Here is a 20,595-nt window from a genome sequence, read left to right on the forward strand (position 1 = left end):
GCTGGCTTTTCGGATAAGTTTTTCTAATGAAAAATAGATTAATGGGCGAGTTATGCCTTTTCAGGAATCGCTTCTAGAAGTGCAACCATTTGATCCCAGAATAGAGCTACGGTATCAATCTTCACTTTTTCATCAGGAGAATGAGGGAACTTGATGGTAGGGCCAAAAGAAACCATATCCATGTTCGGGTAAGGTTCTTTAAATAGACCACACTCAAGGCCGGCGTGAATCACCATGATGTTTGGTTTGTGACCGTAGATGCCTTCGTACATATCACGGAAAATCGCCATGATTTCAGAATCTGCATCTGGTTTCCAACCTGGGTAAGCACCAGAGAACTCAATCTGTGCGCCAGCTAGTTCAGCAACAGATGAAAGCATACCTTCCACTTGTTGACGACCAGAGTCAATCAGTGAGCGAACTAGACATAGCACTTGAATTTGGCTTTCTTCAGTAGTGATAACGCCAACATTAAGAGAAGTCTCAACCACACCTTCGATTTCATCGCTCATGCGAATCACGCCGTTAGGGCATGCGTTTAGCGCAGCGATAAAGCGTTGTTGATCTAAAACTGCTAGAACCTGTGCGTCTGTTTCGATTGCTTCGTTGAACGAAACAATGTCCGTTTCCACTTTACCTAGTTCCGTTTTTAGTAGGTTAGTGTAGAACTCAAACAGCTCTGCAAGTTTTGCTTCGTTTTCAGCAGGAACAGCAACAGTAACGAATGCTTCGCGAGGAATCGCATTACGTAGGCTACCACCGCGGAATTCAACAAGGCGAAGCTCCAGTTCTTGTGCGTGACCTGCTAGGAAACGTGCAACGAGTTTGTTTGCGTTACCACGGCCTGTGTGAATATCACAGCCAGAGTGACCGCCTTTTAAACCCTTAAGGATTAGCTGACGAGTCACATAACCTGCCGGGATGGCTTCACGTTTGATGTCAAACGTCATTTGACCGTCAATGCCGCCAGCACAGCCCATGTAGACTTCGCCTTCTTGCTCTGAGTCAGTATTAAGAAGGATATCGCCTTCTAACCAACCTGCTTCAAGACCAAATGCGCCTGTCATGCCGGCTTCTTCGTCGATAGTCAGTAGTACTTCGATTGGACCATGCTTGATCTCAGTCGATGCCAGTACTGCTAGACAAGATGCCATGCCCATGCCGTTATCCGCACCTAGAGTTGTGCCTTTTGCTGTTACCCATTCACCGTCAATGTACGGTTGGATAGGATCTTTAGTGAAGTCATGATCGGTGTCTTCATTCTTTTGCGGCACCATATCTATGTGTGCCTGTAGAACCACGCCTTTTTTGTTTTCCATGCCTGGTGTTGCTGGCTTCTTAATGAAAACGTTGCCCGTTGGATCGCGACGAACAGGTAGGCCTTGATCCGTTGCCCATTTCACAATGTATTGTGCTAGGGCTTCTTCGTGCTTAGAAGGGTGAGGGATAGAACAGATCTTATCGAAAAACTGCCATAGTGGAGCAGGTGATAAGTTGCTGATTTCAGAATGGAATTCAGACACGGATGACTCCTTAAAAAGAATAATGCCAGATTTTGTGGTGCTACGAAGTTGCGAAAGCAGAACAAAAAGCTAAATCTGACCTATTAAATAGAGGCAACAGCATAGCACTCTGTGACTCTAGGTAGTAGTGAAAGCAAATAAGAAAACAGCAGAGCAATCACAGAATGATGAATTGGCCATTTATTCGTTACGCACGTGTGTTCTTATTGATTGTAATAAATTCGCCATTGAACATTGATATTTCTGTAATTAAATTACATTTCAAATTTGACCAAGGTCAAATTACAAAGTTTTTGTGATGTTTATCACTTTTATTGTTGTAATAAATTTTCTTTGGGGTATATTAGTAACCAACTTCGAAAGCGAAGAGAAAATGCTCAAAGGATGAGTCCGATTTGTCGCCTCCAAGGAACCGAGAAATCAATATTTATTTATCTGTTTAATTGATTTAGAAGGTGATAGTTATGAAAGGTTTACCAAGTGCAGCGTTCTGGCTAAACAGCTCTGTTTACACAGCAACGTTTACTTATCCAACAAGCTTCGGTTACTAATCCGAGGTTTGTGACTCTCGAACAGAGTATGTTCACCCCTATTATTAGAATTCTTTTTCAGCGCATTTTTCGCTGACATGATTCAACCGCCACTCAAATTGAGTGGCGTTTTTTTATCTGTAAGATCGCCCCTCCAACGAATAACTCCCATTTTTCCTACCTTAGCGTCAAAATTACTGAATTTTATTCGCATAAACACATATTGCAGATCGTATTTTGTCCCTGAATCCATCTGAAAGTTTACAACATGGTACAAAAAAACACCGGTTAAAATTAGAACTTAGTTTTATTTTTAGTTGTTGAAAAATAGTGTTTTTTTGTTCTTATTCAAACAATGTAATCGATTTGCTTCTAAAGCAGATCTAAGAAATATTGATTAGAGCCCTAATTCTATCTGGAATTTACTATTTGATGACTCTATAATTCACGCCAATCGATTACGCAACCGTTTATATTTACCTTTTTAGGATTCGATCATGCTCGAAAAACTGTTCAAGCTCAGTGAGAATGGCACTAACGTTAAGACTGAGATTATCGCAGGTATCACTACCTTCCTAACGATGGCTTACATCATCTTTGTTAACCCAGCAATGCTAGCCGATGCAGGTATGGATAAAGGTGCTGTCTTTGTCGCAACCTGTCTGGCTGCCGCGATTGGCTGTTTTATCATGGGTTTTGTGGCTAACTACCCAATTGCTCTTGCTCCAGGTATGGGCTTGAACGCCTTCTTTACCTATGGTGTTGTGCTGGGAATGGGACATTCTTGGCAGGTAGCGCTGGGTGCGGTGTTCGTATCGGGTCTTATCTTTATGGCGTTGAGCGTATTTAAAGTACGCGAATGGATCATCAACTCGATCCCAATGTCTTTACGTACCGGTATTTCAGCAGGTATCGGTCTTTTCCTAGCGTTCATTGGCCTGCAGAACTCAGGCATTGTTGTTGATAACCCAGCAACGCTGGTTGGTCTTGGCAATATTACTGGTCTTCAGCAAGCGCTCGCTGCATTAGGTTTCTTCCTCACGATTGCATTGGTTTACCGCGGCGTTCGTGGTGCGGTAATGATTTCTATCCTAGTTATTACAGCGATTGGTCTTCTTTTCGGTGATGTACAGTGGGGCGGTATTATGTCTACGCCACCAAGCATCGCGCCAACGTTTATGGAAATGAACATCGCTGATGTCTTCGAAGTGGGTATGATTTCTGTTGTTTTCGCTTTCCTATTTGTTGACCTATTTGACACTGCGGGCACGCTTGTTGGTGTTGCCCAGAAAGCAGATCTAATTAAAGAAGACGGCAAGCTACCTCGTTTAAGCAAAGCGCTTCTTGCTGACTCAACGGCAACGTCGGTAGGTGCGGTTCTAGGTACTTCAAGCACAACCTCTTACGTTGAATCTACGGCAGGTGTTGCGGCTGGTGGTCGTACTGGTCTAACCGCTGTGGTGGTTGGCATCATGTTCTTACTCGCACTATTCTTCTCACCACTAGCGGGCATGATTCCAGCTTATGCGACTGCAGGTGCGCTGTTCTACGTTGCAATTCTAATGATGTCTGGTCTAGTGAGCGTTGATTGGCGTGACCTAACAGAAGCAGCGCCAGTGGTTGTGACCTGTTTGCTTATGCCACTAACGTACTCAATCGCAGAAGGTATCGCGCTAGGCTTTATCTCATACGCTGCAATTAAGCTTCTTAGTGGCCGTGGCCGTGAAGTCTCTATCAGTGTTTGGGTACTGGCAGCCGTATTCATTTTCAAATACATCGTTGCTTAATCTTGCGTCGGGATTGTTACCGACAAGATAAGAAAACCATGTCTATCGCTATAACAGGTCAGCTGCTATAGCGATTATTTTTGTACAGGGCTTAATTGCCACTTAATCAAAGCCAGTCTCATTTGGATTCAGTAAATTTATGCTGATCTTTTTATCGATGACATTGGTAATATGCTGCGCTTTCGGTAAAATAAACGTTTGCGTGGTTTTTCCCCAGCTTGCCTGTTGCAATCATTTCATCATTGATGTTTTGCGGGGATGCAGACTTTTTAAATTATTAGGTTATTACAATGGCTAAAAAATTCGTTATCACTTGGGATCAAATGCACTCACTATGTCGTGAATTGGCAGAACAACAGATGCCAGCAGAGCAGTGGAAAGGCATTTGGGCAGTGAGCCGTGGTGGTCTTGTTCCTGGTGCTATCTTGGCGCGTGAACTAGGTATTCGTCACGTTGATACGGTATGTATTTCAAGCTATGACCACGATCACCAGCGTGATATGACAGTCGTAAAAGCGCCAGAAGGTGACGGTGAAGGTTTCCTAATTGTTGAAGACTTAGTTGATAGTGGTGATACCGCACGTAAACTGCGTGAAATGTACCCGAAAGCGAAGTTGATTGCGGTATGTGCTAAGCCAGCAGGTGTAGAACTTCTAGATGACTACGTGCTAGATATTGCTCAAGAAACTTGGATTGAACAGCCATGGGACATGTCAATTCAGTACGTTGAGCCAATCAATCGCAAGCAAAAGTAATCGAAATCCGCTCTTTAGCGACAGATTCTTGATAAATGACCCTTTATTGGGTCATTTTTTTTATTACTATTTAAGCATCATAGTTAATTTAGGTCGTACTCATGTCTGAGGAAGTCAGCAAAAACCTCTCAGAAGCGCTTTTTGCCAATCACAAGCAAGCGAAAGAAACGTCGGCATTGACTCGTTATATGCCGAGCAGCGAAACGTTTTTAGAGCAAAAGCAAGAACAAGAAGGTTTTAAGTGGTATCGCAACCTGCGCAGAATGCAATGGTCATGGCAGGGGCTGGATCCGATTGAGATTGAAGCGGTGCTCGCGAAAATTGCCGCGTCTAAGCATTCTCGAACGCAAGACCAATGGTTAGATACCGTCATGGGCTATCATAGCGGTAACTGGACGTATGAGTGGACCAAACTCGGTATGCTTCATCAGAAACGTGCGAGTGCGTTGAAAGGCGAAGAAGCCGCCGATGAGATGTTCAATGCTTCGCTCTGTTTCAGTATCGCGGGCTACCCACATTTAAAAAATGACAACCTAGCGACTCAAGCGCAAGTTTTGGCAAGTAATGCCTATACGGAAGCCTGCAATAAGACCAAATACATTGTTAAGCGTTTAGATATTCCTTATCAAAACAAAACCATTGTTGCGCATTTGCATTTAACCAGCACGGAAAAGCCTCAGCCGGTGGTGATGGTCAGTGCAGGCCTTGATAGTTTACAAACCGACTTATGGGGATTGTTCCGAGATCATCTCGCTAAAAAAAATATCGCCATGTTAACGGTCGATATGCCGTCTATTGGTCACAACACACACTGGAACTTGACCGAAGATACTTCGTGCTTGCATCAAGCTGTGCTGAATGAGCTCTACCATATTCCTTATGTGGATCACCACCGCGTTGGCTTGCTTGGTTTCCGTTTTGGAGGCAACGCCATGGTTCGTTTATCGTTCATTGAGCAAGAAAAGATCAAAGCGTGCGTGTCACTGGGAGCCCCTATCCATGATGTTCTTTCGTCAGCAGAGAAGCTGAAAAAAATGCCGAAGATGTATTTGGATGTCCTGGCCTCTCGTTTAGGCAAAAGCGCCGTTGATATTCATAGCTTGGCGGGCCAGTTAATGGCGTGGTCGCTGAAAGTGCAAGGGATCTTAGCGAATCGAAAAACGCGCGTGCCAATCTTAGCAATGAGCTTGGAGAATGATCCGGTTTCTCCATTGAGTGATAACCAACTTGTGGCACTATTTAGTGACTATGGGAAAGCGAAGAAAATAAGCGCTAAAACAATTACACAAGGGTATGAGCAATCGCTCGATTTAGCGATAAAGTGGCTAGAAGATGAGCTAATGAGATGACTTTTCGACTAATTTAGATAACACTTATTTATACGTGCTACCCAGACTGTTTAGTCCTAACTGGGTCACGAATAATAATAAGTTAATGAATATGGAGATTCATAATGTCTGAACAGTCGAAGAATCCGACACATTACCGCTTGCTAACAAAACTAAGAGCTATAGGTCCATACTTAAGGGAAGTACAAAGCACAGAAGAATCGTATCTGTTTGATTGCTTGTCTGTCTGTGTGAACGACAAAAAGTCACCAGAACAACGCGAGTTTTGGGGCTGGTGGCTTGAGCTAGAAAAAACGGACGGTGTATTTGAAGCAAGGTACCGTTCAGGTTTGTACGATGTGAATGGTGAATGGCAAGATAAAGCCTTACCTAAAAAAGCGATTGAAGATGTCACCCGAACTCAAGAAGCTTTCCACCAAAAGCTGATTGAAACTTTAAAGTCTGAGTTTGATATATCTGTTTCGATTCATAAAGAATCTGTCGAATTCGTCTAAAAACACCAAGCTTTTCCCTCCCTAGACTAAAAAGGCGCGTTATCGCGCCTTTTCTACTTGTGAATTTCCTATTTGATTGCTAAAACATCAGGTCTAATCAATCTTGCTAGGCCATGGGTTCAGGGAGATTGTGACGATTTTTATTTTTTTCATAGTAGAAAGGCAATGACTCAAGAAAACGGTAAAACGACTCAGTCTCAGACTGTCGTAGTTAAACTAGGTACAAGTGTTTTAACGGGTGGCACACTCGCGCTAGATCGCGCTCACATGGTAGAGCTTGTTCGTCAGTGTGCTGAGCTAAAAAAACAAGGCCACTCAGTGGTTATGGTTTCGTCTGGCGCGATTGCGGCGGGCAGAGAACACCTAGGATACCCCTCATTGCCCAACTCTATGGCAAGCAAACAGCTGCTCGCGGCAGTGGGTCAAAGTCAGCTTATTCAAACGTGGGAATCTTTGTTCGCCATTTATGGTTTGAAGATTGGTCAGATGCTTTTGACGCGTGCTGACTTAGAAGATCGCGAACGGTTTTTAAATGCGCGTGACACCATCAATGCCTTGGTTGAAAACGACATTATCCCAGTCGTTAACGAAAATGACGCGGTGGCAACCAGTGAGATTAAAGTCGGTGATAACGATAACTTGTCTGCACTGGTGGGCATTTTGTGTGGCGCAGACAAGCTTCTCTTATTAACCGACCAAAAAGGTTTGTTTACTGCCGACCCACGTAAAGACCCAAATGCCGAGTTGATTAAAGAGGTGAAAACCATTGATGACACACTACGCAAAATTGCGGGTGGCAGTGGCACCACGCTAGGCACTGGTGGTATGGCAACCAAGCTACAAGCGGCAGATATTGCTCGCCGTGCTGGTATTGAAGTGATCATCGCAGCAGGCAGTGCGCCAAATGTGGTGTTTGATTCATTAGGCAACGCGCCTCAAGGAACTCGATTCCTGCCTTGCGAAGAGGCATTAGAAAATCGCAAGCGTTGGATTTTGGCAGGTCCGGCAGCGGCGGGTGATATTACGATCGATGAGGGCGCAGTTAATGCCGTTATCGGTAAAGGAAGTAGCCTATTGGCGAAAGGCGTCACCAAGGTTACCGGTGAATTTGCCCGTGGTGACGTGGTAAGAGTGACGAACGAAAGCGGTAAGTTGGTCGCTCGTGGTATTGCCAGTTACTCAAGCCAAGACATGATGAAGATCGTGGGCAAACACAGTAAAGATATTATTGGAATTTTAGGTTATGACTACGGTAATGAAGTGCTACACCGTGACGATATGGTCGTAATCCAAGAGTAAGGAAAGAATTGTGGAACTGATTTCTATGGGTATCGCTGCTAAAGAAGCGGCTTTCCAACTTGCAACAGCATCAACAGCGCAAAAGAACCAAGCATTAGCGATTATTGCTGACGAATTAGAAGCAAACGCAGAAGTGATTCTTGCGGCTAACGCAAAAGATATCGATAAAGGCCGTGAAGCAGGGCTGACGGAGGCGCTTCTTGACCGATTACTGCTTAACTCTGAGCGTTTAACGGGTATCGCCAATGACGTACGTAACGTGATTAGCCTAAACGACCCTGTAGGCAGCGAACTTGACAGCAAAGTGCTAGAAAATGGCATGTCACTGTCTCGCCGCCGAGTGCCACTGGGTGTGGTGGGTGTGATTTATGAAGCGCGCCCTAATGTGACCATCGACATTGCGGCTCTTTGTCTAAAGACAGGTAATGCGAGCATTCTTCGTGGCGGTAAAGAGACGTTCTTCTCTAACATGGAGTTAGTCAAAGTCATTCAAGCGGCATTGGCAAAAGCGGGTCTGCCTGCCGCATCAGTGCAGTACATCGAGAAGCCTGATCGTGAGCTAGTCTCTCAGCTACTTAAACTTGATGACTACGTTGATATGATTATCCCTCGCGGTGGTGCAGGCCTACACAAAATGTGTAAAGAAAACAGCACTATCCCTGTGATTATTGGCGGCTTTGGTATTAGCCATATTTTCGTTGATGAAAGTGCTGACCTAGAAAAGTCACTGAATGTTGTAGAGAACTCGAAAGTTCAACGCCCATCAGCCTGTAACTCGCTAGACACATTACTTGTACATGAAAAAATTGCGGCAGACTTTTTACCAATGCTGGCTGAGCGCTTCGCTGACAAAGTAGCACTGGTAGCGGAGCCAAAAGCAAAAGCGCTACTGTCTAATGCACAAGATCTTCGTGATGCAGGAGAGGGTGATTTTGATACCGAATGGTTGAGCTACACACTCGGCGTAAAAGTGGTTGCCGATGTGAAAGAGGCGGTTGACCACATGCGTATTCACAATGCGAGTCACTCTGATGCGATCATGACTAACAGCCTAGAAAACTCAGAGCTATTCATTAACTCTGTCGGTTCGGCGGCGGTTTATGTGAATGCATCAACTCGCTTCACTGATGGCGCACAATTTGGCTTAGGTGCCGAAGTTGCGGTATCCACTCAAAAGCTGCATGCTCGTGGCCCTATGGGTCTTGAAGAACTAACCAGCTATAAATGGGTAGGTAAAGCAAACTACTTACCACGTAGTTAACAAAAACTGCACGATATTGTTTGAAAAAGGGGCTATCTAGCCCCTTTTGTTTTCTTGTCTCAATCAAATCCGCTACACTAGCTTTCACTTATATGGAGGTGATATGCATTGTCCTTTTTGTTCTGAGAACGACACTAAAGTGATTGATTCTCGTTTGGTTGCTGACGGCCACCAAGTGCGCCGCCGTCGCCAGTGTCTTGCATGTAGCGAACGCTTTACAACGTTTGAAACTGCTGAATTGGTCATGCCGCGAGTGATTAAATCCAATGGCAACCGCGAACCATTCAATGAAGATAAAATGGTCGGTGGACTGCAACGTGCACTAGAGAAACGCCCTGTCAGTGCAGATGCAGTCGATGTGTCGATCAGCCTGATTAAATCTCAACTCCGTGCAACGGGTGAGCGAGAAGTACCGAGTGAAATGATTGGTAATCTTGTTATGGATCAGCTCAAAGAACTCGATAAAGTGGCGTATATTCGCTTTGCTTCGGTCTATCGCAGCTTTGAAGATATTCGAGAGTTCGGCGAAGAGATAGCCCGCCTAGAAGATTAACGGATTTAATCAATGCCACAATTTACCCCTCAAGATTACTCTATGATGTCGCGCGCAATTGAACTTGCAAAAGGCGGCATCTATACCACGGCTCCTAACCCTAATGTCGGTTGTGTGATTACACTCAACGGAGAGGTGGTTGGCGAAGGTTTTCACTATCGTGCAGGTGAGCCACATGCAGAGGTTCACGCGATGCGAATGGCCGGTGACAAAACCGTGGGAGCGACCGCGTATGTCACGCTAGAGCCGTGTTCTCATTATGGTCGCACGCCGCCTTGTGCAGAAGGCTTGATTAAAGCGAAAGTGGCGAAGGTTATTTGCGCGATGGAAGATCCAAACCCTCAAGTCGCAGGGCGAGGCATCAAGATGTTACGTGATGCGGGCATTGAGGTTGAAGTTGGTTTGTTAGAGCAAGACGCAGAAGCGCTCAATCCTGCTTTTATCAAACGTATGAAAACAGGTATGCCATTTGTGCAGTTGAAGATGGCCGCCAGTTTAGACGGTCAAACGGCGTTAGATAACGGCCAAAGCCAATGGATTACTTCCCCTCAAGCTCGTCAAGATGTTCAAGCTTTTCGAGCACAAAGCAACGCAATACTGTCGACCAGTAAAACCGTGATTGATGATAACGCTTCCTTAAATGTGCGTTGGAACGACTTACCCAGTTCCTTAAAGCAAAGCTATCAAGAATCGTCGCTTCGTCAGCCTATTCGGGTCATTTTGGATCGCCAGAATCAATTAACACCAGAGTTAAAGCTGTTTCAAACAGAGGGTGAACGAATCCTCGTCTCGCACTCTGGTGATGTTACTCCAATTGAAAATGACCAACAGCAAATCGATCTAAATCAGACTTTTGCCGCATTAGTAAAAGAGCACAACATCAATCATTTATGGGTTGAAGCTGGTGCAACGTTAGCGAGCAGTTTAATCAAAGACAATTTGGTCGATGAACTTATTCTCTATTTCGCCCCTAAAATAATGGGCAGCGATAGCCGAGGTTTATTCGGTGCACTGGGATTAGAGTCAATGGCGGATGTCATTGACCTCGATATTAAAGATGTAAGACAGGTTGGCCCAGATATCCGTATCGTGGCGACCTTAAACAGAAAAGAGCCGTAAGCATGTTTACAGGTATTGTTGAAGCAGTTGGTACACTCACTGCGATTACGCCAAAAGGCGAAGATATTAGCGTGACGGTTGAAGTCGGTAAGCTTGATATGTCAGACGTTAAACTGGGTGACAGCATTGCAACCAACGGGGTTTGTCTGACGGTTGTTGATTTTACGCAGACCAGTTATAGCGCTGATTTATCGGTAGAGACACTCCAGAAGACAGGCTTTACTGATTACCAAGCGGGTGACAAGGTTAACCTTGAGAAAGCGATGCTGCCAACGACACGTTTTGGTGGCCATATTGTGTCTGGTCACGTGGATGGTGTCGGTGAGATAGTCGAGCGCAACATGGTCGGCCGAGCGATTGAATTTTGGGTTTCTATGCCAGAAGAAATCGCAAAATATGTCGCCGAGAAAGGTTCAATTACCGTTGATGGCATCAGTCTAACGGTCAACGACTTACGCAAAAATGCGTTTAAACTGACGATTGTTCCTCACACTGGTGATGAAACTACCATCGCGAGTTTTCATGTTGGCCGTAAGGTGAACTTAGAAGTGGATGTGTTAGCGCGTTATATGGAACGACTACTCACTAGCCAACGTGAACAACAACCAGAGTCACGCATCACCATGGAATTTTTACAGCAGAACGGCTTCGCATAAACTCGATATCGACAGTGCGATGTGCCTTATTTCGCTAGAGCTAAAATAGGAATACCCAATGCCAATTAGTACGCCACAAGAAATTATTGAAGATATTCGTTTAGGTAAAATGGTCATCCTAATGGATGATGAAGATCGTGAGAATGAAGGCGATCTGATCATGGCCGCAGAAATGGTGACGCCAGAAGCGATCAACTTTATGGCGACACACGGCCGCGGTTTGATCTGTCTGACGATGACCAAAGAGCGCTGTGAGCGTCTAGGCTTGCCACCAATGGTGCAGGACAACAATGCTCAATATACAACGAACTTTACGGTGTCGATTGAAGCTGCGGAAGGTGTGACAACGGGCATTTCAGCCGCGGATCGCTCTCGCACCGTAGAGGCAGCGGTAGCGAAAGATGCAAAAGCCGCTGACCTTGTACAGCCAGGGCATATTTTCCCACTGGCAGCGCAGGAAGGTGGCGTGTTAACTCGTGCTGGGCATACAGAAGCGGGTTGTGATTTGGCGCGTCTAGCTGGGTGTGAGCCTGCTGGTGTGATCGTTGAGATTCTAAATGATGACGGCACAATGGCGCGTCGTCCTGATCTGGAAATCTTTGCTGAAAAGCACGATTTAAAGCTGGGTACGATCGCTGACCTTATCGAGTACCGCAACAATACCGAGACGACCATTGAACGTGTAGCTGAGTGCAAACTGCCAACAGAGTTTGGTGAGTTTAACCTTGTGACTTACCGTGATGTGATTGATAACCAAATCCACTATGCACTGTGTAAAGGTGATCTAACGGCCGAAGCGCCACTAGTTCGTGTTCACCTGCAAGACACTTTCACCGATCTTCTGCACAGTGACCGTAACGCAGAACGCAGCTGGACATTAGATGCCGCAATGAAGCGCATTGGTAGCGAAGGTGGTGTGTTGGTGGTTCTAGGCAATGAAGAATCGACCGATTTGTTGATCCACCGTGTGAAAATGTTTGAAGCACAAGATAAAGGTGAAGCGCCAACACTGGCTAAGAAGCAAGGAACGTCTCGCCGCGTTGGTGTCGGTTCACAAATCCTACAAGATCTTGGCGTGCATGATATGCGCTTGTTATCTTCAGCAAGTAAGAAATACCATGCTCTCGGTGGCTTTGGGTTAAACGTTGTCGAATACGTTTGCGACTAATTAGATAAATTGTTTCACGCGCTTTTCGCTGAGAAAGGCGCATTATTGAGCCGGGCAATCAGTTAAGCTTAAATGCCACACATCTGTTAAATTTCTATTAGATATTGCTCACAGATTTGTGCTAGAATCCGGCGATTCTCACTTGATGAACATAGTTAAAGGAAGGCTTATGAAAGTGATCGAGGGTGGCTTCCCAGCGCCAAACGCAAAAATTGCTATCGTTATTGCTCGTTTCAACAGTTTTATTAACGAAAGTCTATTGTCTGGTGCAATCGATACTTTAAAGCGTCACGGCCAAGTAAGCGAAGACAACATTACTGTAGTTCGTTGCCCTGGTGCAGTTGAACTTCCGCTTGTTGCTCAGCGTGTTGCTAAAACTGGCAAATTTGATGCAATCGTATCTCTTGGTACGGTAATCCGTGGTGGTACACCACACTTTGACTATGTTTGTAGTGAATGCAACAAAGGTCTTGCGCAAGTGTCTATGGAATACTCTCTTCCAGTCGCATTCGGCGTATTGACTGTTGATACTATTGATCAAGCAATTGAGCGCGCAGGAACCAAGGCTGGTAATAAAGGTGCAGAGGCTGCACTAAGCGCACTTGAGATGATTAACGTTCTTTCTGAAATCGAATCCTAATGGGGGCCAGTGTGAAACCAGCCGCACGTCGTAATGCACGTCGATTCGCTCTACAAGCGATCTACTCTTGGCAAATTACTAAAGAAAATGTTGCTACAATTGAGGAGCAATTTTTGTCAGGTGGTAAGTATGATGAAGAAGAACATCATGCTTCAGAACCGGCACTTTCTACTCCAGACACAGACGTTGCATACTTCCGTGACCTACTAACAGGTGTTGTGCTAAGTCACACAGAGCTAGATTGTAAGATTCGTCCATACACAGCACGTCCAATGCAAGATTTGGATATGATGGAGCTAGCATTGCTTCGTCTTGCGATGTATGAAATGACGCGTCGTGAAGATGTCCCTTACAAAGTGGTAATCAATGAAGCGATTGAACTTGCAAAAGTGTTCGCAGCAGAAGAAAGCCACAAGTTCGTGAACGGTGTGCTCGATAAAGCCGCACCACACGTACGTAAAAAATAATCGCTAAGATTACGAAAAGGTCAGCATTTGCTGACCTTTTTTATGCTTGTTACTTTAACCCCAAGTGGACTTAAGATGTCTGGTGAGTTTAATTTAATCGAAAAGTATTTTGTAGAGCGTCAGAAGCAGCGCAAAGATGTGTTGCTTGCGGCGGGGGATGATTGCGCGCTGGTCAAGGTACCAGCAGGACTCTCTGTCGCCATCAGTACCGATACGCTGGTGGCAGGCACACACTTCTTAGCTGATGCAAACCCAGCTTGGGTTGCGCATAAAGCACTGGCTTCTAACATCAGTGATCTGGCTGCGATGGGGGCCACTCCAGCATGGGTCTCTTTTGCGCTAACGATGCCTGAGCCTGATGAAGTATGGCTTGCCCCTTTTTGTGACGCATTTTTTGATCTTGCCAATTACTACGATATTCAGCTTATTGGTGGTGATACGACCAAAGGTCCACTGAGCTTAACTTTGACGGTGCAAGGCTTGGTTGATCCAGATAAAGCACTGCGCCGAGATGGCGCGAAAGTCGGGGACTGGGTTTATGTAACGGGTAATCTTGGTGACAGTAAAGCTGGGTTAGACGTTATTCTTAACCCCGAGCTGCGCACTAAGCCGTGTGCAAAAGAGCTTGAGAAAAGGCATTACCTGTCAACGCCAAGAGTCTTAGCCGGACAGGCGCTGCTGAATTTAGCCAGTTCCGCGATTGATATCTCTGATGGCGTTATTTCCGATGTTAAACACATCCTGAAGCGTTCAAACGTTGGCGTGAGTATTGACGTTGCTAGCCTTCCCGTTTCTAATGAACTTCTTCAGTTTGTCGACACGCCAGCAATCGCTCAGCAATACGCTTTATCAAGCGGTGAAGAGTACGAATTGTGCTTTACTGTGCCAGAACATAACAAAGGTTCGATTGAGAGCGCTTTAGCCCATTGTGGTGCGCGTGTGACTTGCATTGGACAAATTCGACCTAAAGGAACGTTTGAGCTGCATTCGGGCGGCCAAGCCATTGATTGGAATCTAAGTGGGTATGACCACTTTAGCTAGAAAATACATACTATGACGAACCCTCTTACGCTTATTTCTTTAAAAAATCCATGGCACTTATTAGCAACTGGATTTGGCAGTGGTCTATCTCCGATTGTCCCGGGAACGATGGGAACATTGGCGGCCGTGCCTTTTTACCTATTGCTTGTTCAGTTGCCATTACCTTTGTACATCGTGGCGGTGATTATTTCATGTGTTATCGGTATTAAAATCTGCCAGATCACCTCGGATGATATGGGCGTTCATGATCATGGTTCGATCGTATGGGATGAGTTTGCAGGCTTTTGGATCACTATGTTGGTGGTCCCACTTCTGAATCTAGATGCGTTGGATTGGAAATGGCTTGTGACGGGTTTTGTGCTGTTCCGTTTTTTCGACATGGTAAAGCCGTGGCCAATTGGTTGGTTAGACAAGCGTGTCCATGGCGGCCTTGGGATCATGGTCGATGATATTGTTGCCGGGGTCATGGCGGGTATTGCGCTGTACTTAGTTGGCAAATACGCAGGCTGGCTAGTTTAAGATAACACCTCGTCATTCCATAGACTGACGAAGGAAGGAGTAGGGAATCTCCCATCATTTTCGTTTGGGTTTAAGGGATCCCCAACTCACTCGTTTCTCGCTCTTGGGGATGACGCACAAAAAAAGGGCTGGTCACTAAAGTTCCAGCCCTTGAGTCTATTAAAACTTGTTACTTCAGCTTATCTAGATCCGCTTCAATTTCAGCAATTTTACTTGAAACGACTTTTTCTAGATGTCTTAGATCAGAAAGAATCTTCTCTTTTACGTCCAACTCAGTCGGTTTTTCTGGCTTAGTTAGCTTGTTAAGTTCATCAATCACTAACGTTAGGTTACGGTTGATCTCAGTGACTTCACGGTACTTGTGACTGCCGCTATCAACTAAGACATTCTTCACCTGACGTGGGTATTTGAACTTAACGCTTTTCGCAAACAACTCACCTTTTTGCTTACGAAAATAGATTTTTAACACATCCTTGTGCGCTTCTTGGCGAAGTGAATAGCGCTCAATTTGTTTAGGATCGTGGATACCTAAACCAGTGAGGTGTGGATACATAGGCTACCTCTATTGTGTTGGAGTAATGTTTCCCACTTTCATGTGGGAAATAAATAATTCAACTATTAATGTAGCAGCCTATGATCGTGGTAGACAGTGCTTTTTTCACCAAGTTACTAACTTGTGCTTGAGATCGCTTAAGGTGCTAACTCTTCGACATTTTTAGTCAGTTGCTTACGCAGTAGCCCCTGCTCATCTTCGGTTAGTTTGCCGCCATTTTCTGAGGTGATAATGAATAAGTCTTCAGCGCGTTCGCCAATGGTCGTGATTTTTGCTGCGTGAAGGTGAACACCAAGATCGGCAAAGGTGGCACCGACCGTTGCCAGCAAACCCGGAGTATCAAGGGCAACAAATTCAAGTAAGGTGCGTTTTTTACTCTTTGTTGGCAGAAAGTCCACTTTGGTTTTAACGGTAAAGTGCTGCAAGTTACGTGGGATACGGCGGCGTTTGATTTTAGTCGGTCGCCCATCACTCAAAACATGAGTCAGGTGCTTCACTACCGCCTTATGACGGCTCTCATCAATGATCTCACCATGCTGATCTAAAACCATAAAGGTATCGAGCACATAGCCATCTTTACTGGTCATGACTTGCGCGTCATGAACGTTAAAGTTACGCCTGTCGAGTTCCGCAACAACCGAAGCAAACAACGCATGTTGGTCTTTACTATAGACAAACACTTCTGTGCCCCCGCGTGTGGCCTTTTTAGAGATCAGGATCAAAGGCTTGGAGTGGTCTTCGTGGCGCAGCAGGTGCATACAGTGCCACGCAATCTGCTTATGGGTATGACGTAGAAAGTAATCGGCCTTAAAACGTTGCCACAACACTTCAATTTCTCGTGCAGCGAAGCCTTCTTTACGCAGCAAGGCTGAAGCCAGTTGTTGGTTGTGGCGGATACGTTCACGTACATCAACTGGGTTTTCTAACCCACGGCGCAGAGCGCGTTGTGTAGAGTAGAACAGCTCAGCAAGCAGGGTACGCTTCCAGCTGTTCCAAAGCTCCGGGTTAGTTGCACAGATGTCAGCAACCGTTAAACAGACCAAATATTCCAGATATTCTTCATCACGGACTTGTTTGGCAAACTCAGTGATCACCTCTGGATCATAGATATCTCTGCGCTGAGCAGTGACAGACATCAATAGGTGATGTCTGACCAACCAAGCAACCAATTTTGCTTCTGGCTTTGATAGGCCATGATCGATGCAGAAGTTGTACGCTTCACCTTCACCAATCACTGAGTGGTCACCACCTCGACCTTTTCCTATATCGTGAAAAATGGCCGCCAGGATCAGTAACTCTTTTTTCTGAATACGGGGATAGACTTCACAGCAAATTGGGTGCTTATCTCGGTTTTTAGCATAGCTGAACGTATTGATGTGCTTGAGCAGGCGAACGCTGTGCTCATCAACGGTGTACACATGGAAAAGATCAAACTGCATCTGACCCACAATCTGGCTCCACTGCGGTAGGTAGGCGGCTAACACCCCCAGTTTGTGCATCAAACTGAATGCTTTGTGCAAAGCGTTAGGGTGGCGGCAGAGATCCATAAACTTCTCTCTTGCCTCAGGCATGGTATGGAGAAATTTGTTGAGTCGCCTTCTTGCGGTTCTTAGTTGACGGAGCGTCGGTGGGGCGACACCTTCGATGGTTGAGTCATTGGCGATATGCAAAAACATATCCAAAATTGTCTCAGGCCTTGCTTGGAACAGTGCCGGTTTACGGGCCTCGATTAAATGACCACGACGTTGAAAATCATCACCCAGTATTTGCGGTTCTGCTTCAATACCATTATTGAGGATCGCTTGGTCGAACAGTTTGAGTAGCATTTTGTTGAGTTCAGCCACACGGCGAAGGGTGCGATAAAACTCTTTCATCATCATTTCAACACCGCGATTGCCTTCACCGACATAGCCGAGGCTTTCCGCAACTTGAGCTTGATGAGCAAAAGTGAGGCGGTTGTCGTAGCGTTTAAGCTCAATGTGCAAGGCGAAGCGTACGCGCCACAAGAAATCTTGGCACTCGACCAGCTCTCGATATTCCGCATCAGTTAAAAATCCATAGCGGCTCATTTCGAGTAGCGATGTTGCACCAAAGTGGCGGCGAGCAATCCAACTTAGCGTATGAATATCTCTAAGGCCTCCGGGGGTTGATTTGATGTCTGGTTCAAGATTGTACGTGGTGTCATGGTAACGAGCATGACGATTACGCTGCTCTTGGATCTTAGCTTTATAGAATACTTCGCTTGGCCAAAACGACTCAGAGTGGATCACCATGCGCAGTTGATAAAACGTGTCTTCACAGCCACAGAGCAGACGAGCTTCTTGAAGGTTAGTTGCAACGGTTAAATCGTCACGACCAATTTCTGCACATTCCTCAACGCTACGAACGGCATGGCCGACTTCTAAGCGTAAGTCCCAAAGTAGGGTAATGAACTCACTGACTTTCCCTTTCAGCTGTTCTGGTAACGCTTTTCGCGACACAATTAAGATATCGATGTCGGATAAGGGGTGCAGCTCGCCACGACCGTACCCGCCGACCGCGACCAAACTGATATTGGGTAACGCAGAAAATCCGAAGTGTTGCCACAAGCGGTTGAGTAGCAAATCAATATATTCAGAGCGGCCCAATACTAAATCGGTAACTGGGTGATGGTTAAGGAACTCTTGCTTCTGATAATTGGCAAACGCTTCCAATTTATCTTTAAGTTCGTTAACTGAAAGTTGCTCATCTTGAAAGGTGAGGGGGGACTGAAAAGGCATACAGCAAATCCGTGCAGAAAATCCATTTGATACCAATCTATCAAAATGGAGCCGATAAAAAAATATCCCCGATTGTCGGGGATATTTTAAAAAGTGTTGAGATTATGCGTTGTTCATCATTCGAGGGATGGTGTCATCACTGCGCAGAGTGAGAACCTCACAACCTGTCTTAGTCACTAGAATAGTGTGTTCATACTGCGCCGATTTTTTCGCATCGCCGGTATATACCGTCCAATCATCTTCTGCATCAACAGTCACACCGAACTTACCAGCGTTGATCATAGGCTCGATAGTGAAACACATGCCTTCTTTCAATACGCGGCGGTCGTTGTTTTTGTAGTGAACGATTTGCGGCTCTTCGTGGAACTCGTTGCCAATGCCGTGACCACAGAAATCTTTCACGATAGAGAACTTGTTACGTGGGTTCTTTTTGTTGTTCTCTTTGATGTACTTCTCGATAGCCGTACCGATATCACCAACCGTTGAACCTGGCTTAACTGTACGCATACCCACGTACAGTGCTTCTTGTGTCACCATACATAGACGCTTATCAGCAGGAGATGCGTCACCAACAAAGAACATCTTAGACGTGTCACCGTGGTAACCATCTGGGCGAACGCTTAGGTCTGCACCTTCTTCGTTTGGAATGATAACCGTAATATCAACGTTGATGATGTCACCGTTTTTCAGCACCGCTGGCTTAAGTTGACCATTACTGCCCACTTCATCTTGAGACGCTGGAATACCGTGACAAACGATGTGGTTGATCGAGGTACAGATTGATTTAGGGAAACCGTGGTAATCAAGAGGAGCAGAGTAAGCGCCTTTTTCAATCCCGTAATCGTGACAGATTTGGTTCAATTCGTCTGTCGTTACCCCTTCTTTGATATGAGGTTCGATCATCTCTAGGATTTCAGCGGCCAACGCGCCCGCTAGTCGCATACGTTCGATTTCTTCAGCTGTTTTAATCTTGATTGACATCGGTTTTCTCTACTTTATTCAGTTGCACTCACTGGTGCGATTGGCCGCATTCTAACAGGAACACCACATAATGAGAATTATTCTTCACTTTATGATACGAGAAAAGACGAGAGTGAAATCACTGCAAAATGTTTTTTTACTAGCCAGAAGACATGAAAATATGGTATAAAGCGCGCCGGAATTGTGGTCAGTTCTCTCTAGTTAAGTTTCTTAACTGGCGAAGCGGATTACGTCCAACTAACTTATATCTTTAAATCACACACATTCCGTCACATATTCCGGGGTGCTGGGCAGAAGCCTAGTCGGAGTTATGGGGGATGTGGAGGCCTAACCCCATAGAGGATTTTAAAATGGCAACTGTATCAATGCGCGATATGCTAAAAGCTGGTGTTCACTTCGGTCACCAAACTCGTTACTGGAACCCAAAAATGAAGCCATTCATCTTTGGTGCTCGTAACAAGGTTCATATCATCAACCTAGAAAAAACTGTACCAATGTTCAACGACGCTCTAGCTGAACTAGCTAAAGTTGGCGAGAAGAAAGGTAAAGTTCTATTCGTAGGTACTAAGCGCGCTGCATCTGAAGCTGTTAAAGAAGCTGCAATCGCAAGCAACCAGTACTACGTAAACAACCGCTGGTTAGGCGGTATGCTTACTAACTACAAAACTGTTCGTCAGTCAATCAAGCGTCTAAAAGAACTTGAAGCGCAAGCTCAAGACGGTACTTTTGACAAGCTAACTAAGAAAGAAGCTCTAATGCGTACTCGTGAAATGGAGAAGCTAGAGAAATCTCTTGGTGGTATCAAAGATATGGGCGGCCTACCAGACGCTCTATTCGTAATCGATGCTGATCACGAACACATTGCGATTAAAGAAGCTAACAACCTAGGTATTCCAGTATACGCTGTAGTAGATACTAACTCTAACCCAGACGGCGTTGACTACATCATCCCAGGTAACGATGATGCGATCCGTGCAGTACAGCTTTACCTAAACGCTGCTGCTACTTCAGTAACTGAAGGTCGCAACAAAGACGTAGCTGTAGCTGCTGAAAAAGACGGTTTCGTAGAAGCTGAATAATAGCGGCTCCGCGTCACACTTAGCTTATGTGCAACTTAGTTGTAGCATATACTGAGTTATAG

Annotated in this window: 20 protein-coding genes; 16 read left to right on the forward strand and 4 right to left on the reverse strand. The window is 45.4% G+C overall.

Annotated elements, in window-relative coordinates:
* Positions 1–50: 50 nt before the first annotated feature.
* Positions 51–1,523 carry an aminoacyl-histidine dipeptidase gene (locus tag EJ063_RS09950; RefSeq protein WP_126574133.1) on the reverse strand — a complete coding sequence of 491 codons (1,473 nt, stop codon included), beginning with the start codon at positions 1,521–1,523 and terminating at the stop codon, positions 51–53.
* A 464-nt stretch (positions 1,524–1,987) separates the two neighbouring features.
* On the opposite strand from EJ063_RS09950, the gene vcdP reads away from it, so the two are divergent.
* The 15 genes from vcdP (at position 1,988) to pgpA (ending at position 15,161) form a co-directional block, all read left to right on the forward strand.
* Complete coding sequence (gene vcdP / locus EJ063_RS21750) at positions 1,988–2,074, forward strand: small protein VcdP (protein ID WP_500691441.1); 87 nt, start codon at positions 1,988–1,990, stop codon at positions 2,072–2,074.
* A 476-nt stretch (positions 2,075–2,550) separates the two neighbouring features.
* Positions 2,551–3,840 carry an NCS2 family permease gene (locus tag EJ063_RS09955; protein ID WP_126574134.1) on the forward strand — a complete coding sequence of 430 codons (1,290 nt, stop codon included), beginning with the start codon at positions 2,551–2,553 and terminating at the stop codon, positions 3,838–3,840.
* Positions 3,841–4,130: 290 nt separating this feature from the next.
* Positions 4,131–4,595, forward strand: coding sequence for a xanthine phosphoribosyltransferase (gpt, locus tag EJ063_RS09960; protein ID WP_126574135.1), 465 nt, complete (start codon positions 4,131–4,133; stop codon positions 4,593–4,595).
* A 101-nt stretch (positions 4,596–4,696) separates the two neighbouring features.
* Complete coding sequence (gene frsA, locus EJ063_RS09965; RefSeq protein WP_126574136.1) at positions 4,697–5,944, forward strand: esterase FrsA; 1,248 nt, start codon at positions 4,697–4,699, stop codon at positions 5,942–5,944.
* Positions 5,945–6,048: 104 nt separating this feature from the next.
* Positions 6,049–6,438, forward strand: coding sequence for a sigma factor-binding protein Crl (gene crl, locus EJ063_RS09970; protein WP_126574137.1), 390 nt, complete (start codon positions 6,049–6,051; stop codon positions 6,436–6,438).
* Between the two features lie 165 nt (positions 6,439–6,603).
* Positions 6,604–7,737 carry a glutamate 5-kinase gene (gene proB, locus EJ063_RS09975; RefSeq protein WP_126574138.1) on the forward strand — a complete coding sequence of 378 codons (1,134 nt, stop codon included), beginning with the start codon at positions 6,604–6,606 and terminating at the stop codon, positions 7,735–7,737.
* A gap of 10 nt (positions 7,738–7,747) precedes the next feature.
* On the forward strand, positions 7,748–8,998 hold the full coding sequence (locus EJ063_RS09980; RefSeq protein ID WP_126574139.1) for a glutamate-5-semialdehyde dehydrogenase: 1,251 nt from the start codon (positions 7,748–7,750) through the stop codon (positions 8,996–8,998).
* Between the two features lie 103 nt (positions 8,999–9,101).
* Positions 9,102–9,551, forward strand: coding sequence for a transcriptional regulator NrdR (gene nrdR / locus EJ063_RS09985; RefSeq protein ID WP_038139576.1), 450 nt, complete (start codon positions 9,102–9,104; stop codon positions 9,549–9,551).
* A gap of 12 nt (positions 9,552–9,563) precedes the next feature.
* Positions 9,564–10,670 (forward strand): bifunctional diaminohydroxyphosphoribosylaminopyrimidine deaminase/5-amino-6-(5-phosphoribosylamino)uracil reductase RibD, encoded by a 1,107-nt coding sequence (ribD, locus tag EJ063_RS09990; protein WP_126574140.1) that lies wholly within the window; start codon positions 9,564–9,566, stop codon positions 10,668–10,670.
* A 2-nt stretch (positions 10,671–10,672) separates the two neighbouring features.
* Entirely contained in the window at positions 10,673–11,326 is a 654-nt protein-coding gene (locus EJ063_RS09995; protein ID WP_126574141.1) for a riboflavin synthase, read from the forward strand.
* A 58-nt stretch (positions 11,327–11,384) separates the two neighbouring features.
* The gene (ribBA, locus tag EJ063_RS10000) at positions 11,385–12,494 is read left to right on the forward strand and encodes a bifunctional 3,4-dihydroxy-2-butanone-4-phosphate synthase/GTP cyclohydrolase II (protein WP_126574142.1); all 1,110 of its coding nucleotides are present in this window, start codon (positions 11,385–11,387) and stop codon (positions 12,492–12,494) included.
* Between the two features lie 169 nt (positions 12,495–12,663).
* Entirely contained in the window at positions 12,664–13,134 is a 471-nt protein-coding gene (gene ribH / locus EJ063_RS10005; RefSeq protein WP_126574143.1) for a 6,7-dimethyl-8-ribityllumazine synthase, read from the forward strand.
* Complete coding sequence (gene nusB / locus EJ063_RS10010) at positions 13,134–13,601, forward strand: transcription antitermination factor NusB (protein WP_004744878.1); 468 nt, start codon at positions 13,134–13,136, stop codon at positions 13,599–13,601. The genes ribH and nusB overlap by 1 nt, the downstream gene beginning before the upstream one ends.
* Positions 13,602–13,676: 75 nt before the next feature.
* Positions 13,677–14,642 carry a thiamine-phosphate kinase gene (gene thiL, locus EJ063_RS10015; RefSeq protein ID WP_126574267.1) on the forward strand — a complete coding sequence of 322 codons (966 nt, stop codon included), beginning with the start codon at positions 13,677–13,679 and terminating at the stop codon, positions 14,640–14,642.
* Positions 14,643–14,654: 12 nt separating this feature from the next.
* Positions 14,655–15,161, forward strand: a complete 507-nt coding sequence (gene pgpA, locus EJ063_RS10020; RefSeq protein WP_126574144.1) for a phosphatidylglycerophosphatase A — start codon at positions 14,655–14,657, stop codon at positions 15,159–15,161.
* 169 nt (positions 15,162–15,330) lie between these two features.
* Here pgpA and EJ063_RS10025 read toward each other — a convergent pair whose 3' ends face one another.
* From EJ063_RS10025 to map, 3 genes are all read right to left on the reverse strand, one after another.
* Entirely contained in the window at positions 15,331–15,714 is a 384-nt protein-coding gene (locus EJ063_RS10025; protein WP_126574145.1) for a DUF3461 family protein, read from the reverse strand.
* A 137-nt stretch (positions 15,715–15,851) separates the two neighbouring features.
* On the reverse strand, positions 15,852–18,473 hold the full coding sequence (gene glnD / locus EJ063_RS10030; protein WP_126574146.1) for a bifunctional uridylyltransferase/uridylyl-removing protein GlnD: 2,622 nt from the start codon (positions 18,471–18,473) through the stop codon (positions 15,852–15,854).
* Between the two features lie 102 nt (positions 18,474–18,575).
* Positions 18,576–19,454 (reverse strand): type I methionyl aminopeptidase, encoded by an 879-nt coding sequence (map, locus tag EJ063_RS10035; protein ID WP_126574147.1) that lies wholly within the window; start codon positions 19,452–19,454, stop codon positions 18,576–18,578.
* Positions 19,455–19,804: 350 nt separating this feature from the next.
* On the opposite strand from map, the gene rpsB reads away from it, so the two are divergent.
* Entirely contained in the window at positions 19,805–20,533 is a 729-nt protein-coding gene (gene rpsB, locus EJ063_RS10040; protein WP_126574148.1) for a 30S ribosomal protein S2, read from the forward strand.
* The last annotated feature ends 62 nt before the right edge of the window (positions 20,534–20,595 follow it).

Source organism: Vibrio aquaticus (assembly GCF_003970385.1).
GTDB lineage: Bacteria > Pseudomonadota > Gammaproteobacteria > Enterobacterales > Vibrionaceae > Vibrio > Vibrio aquaticus.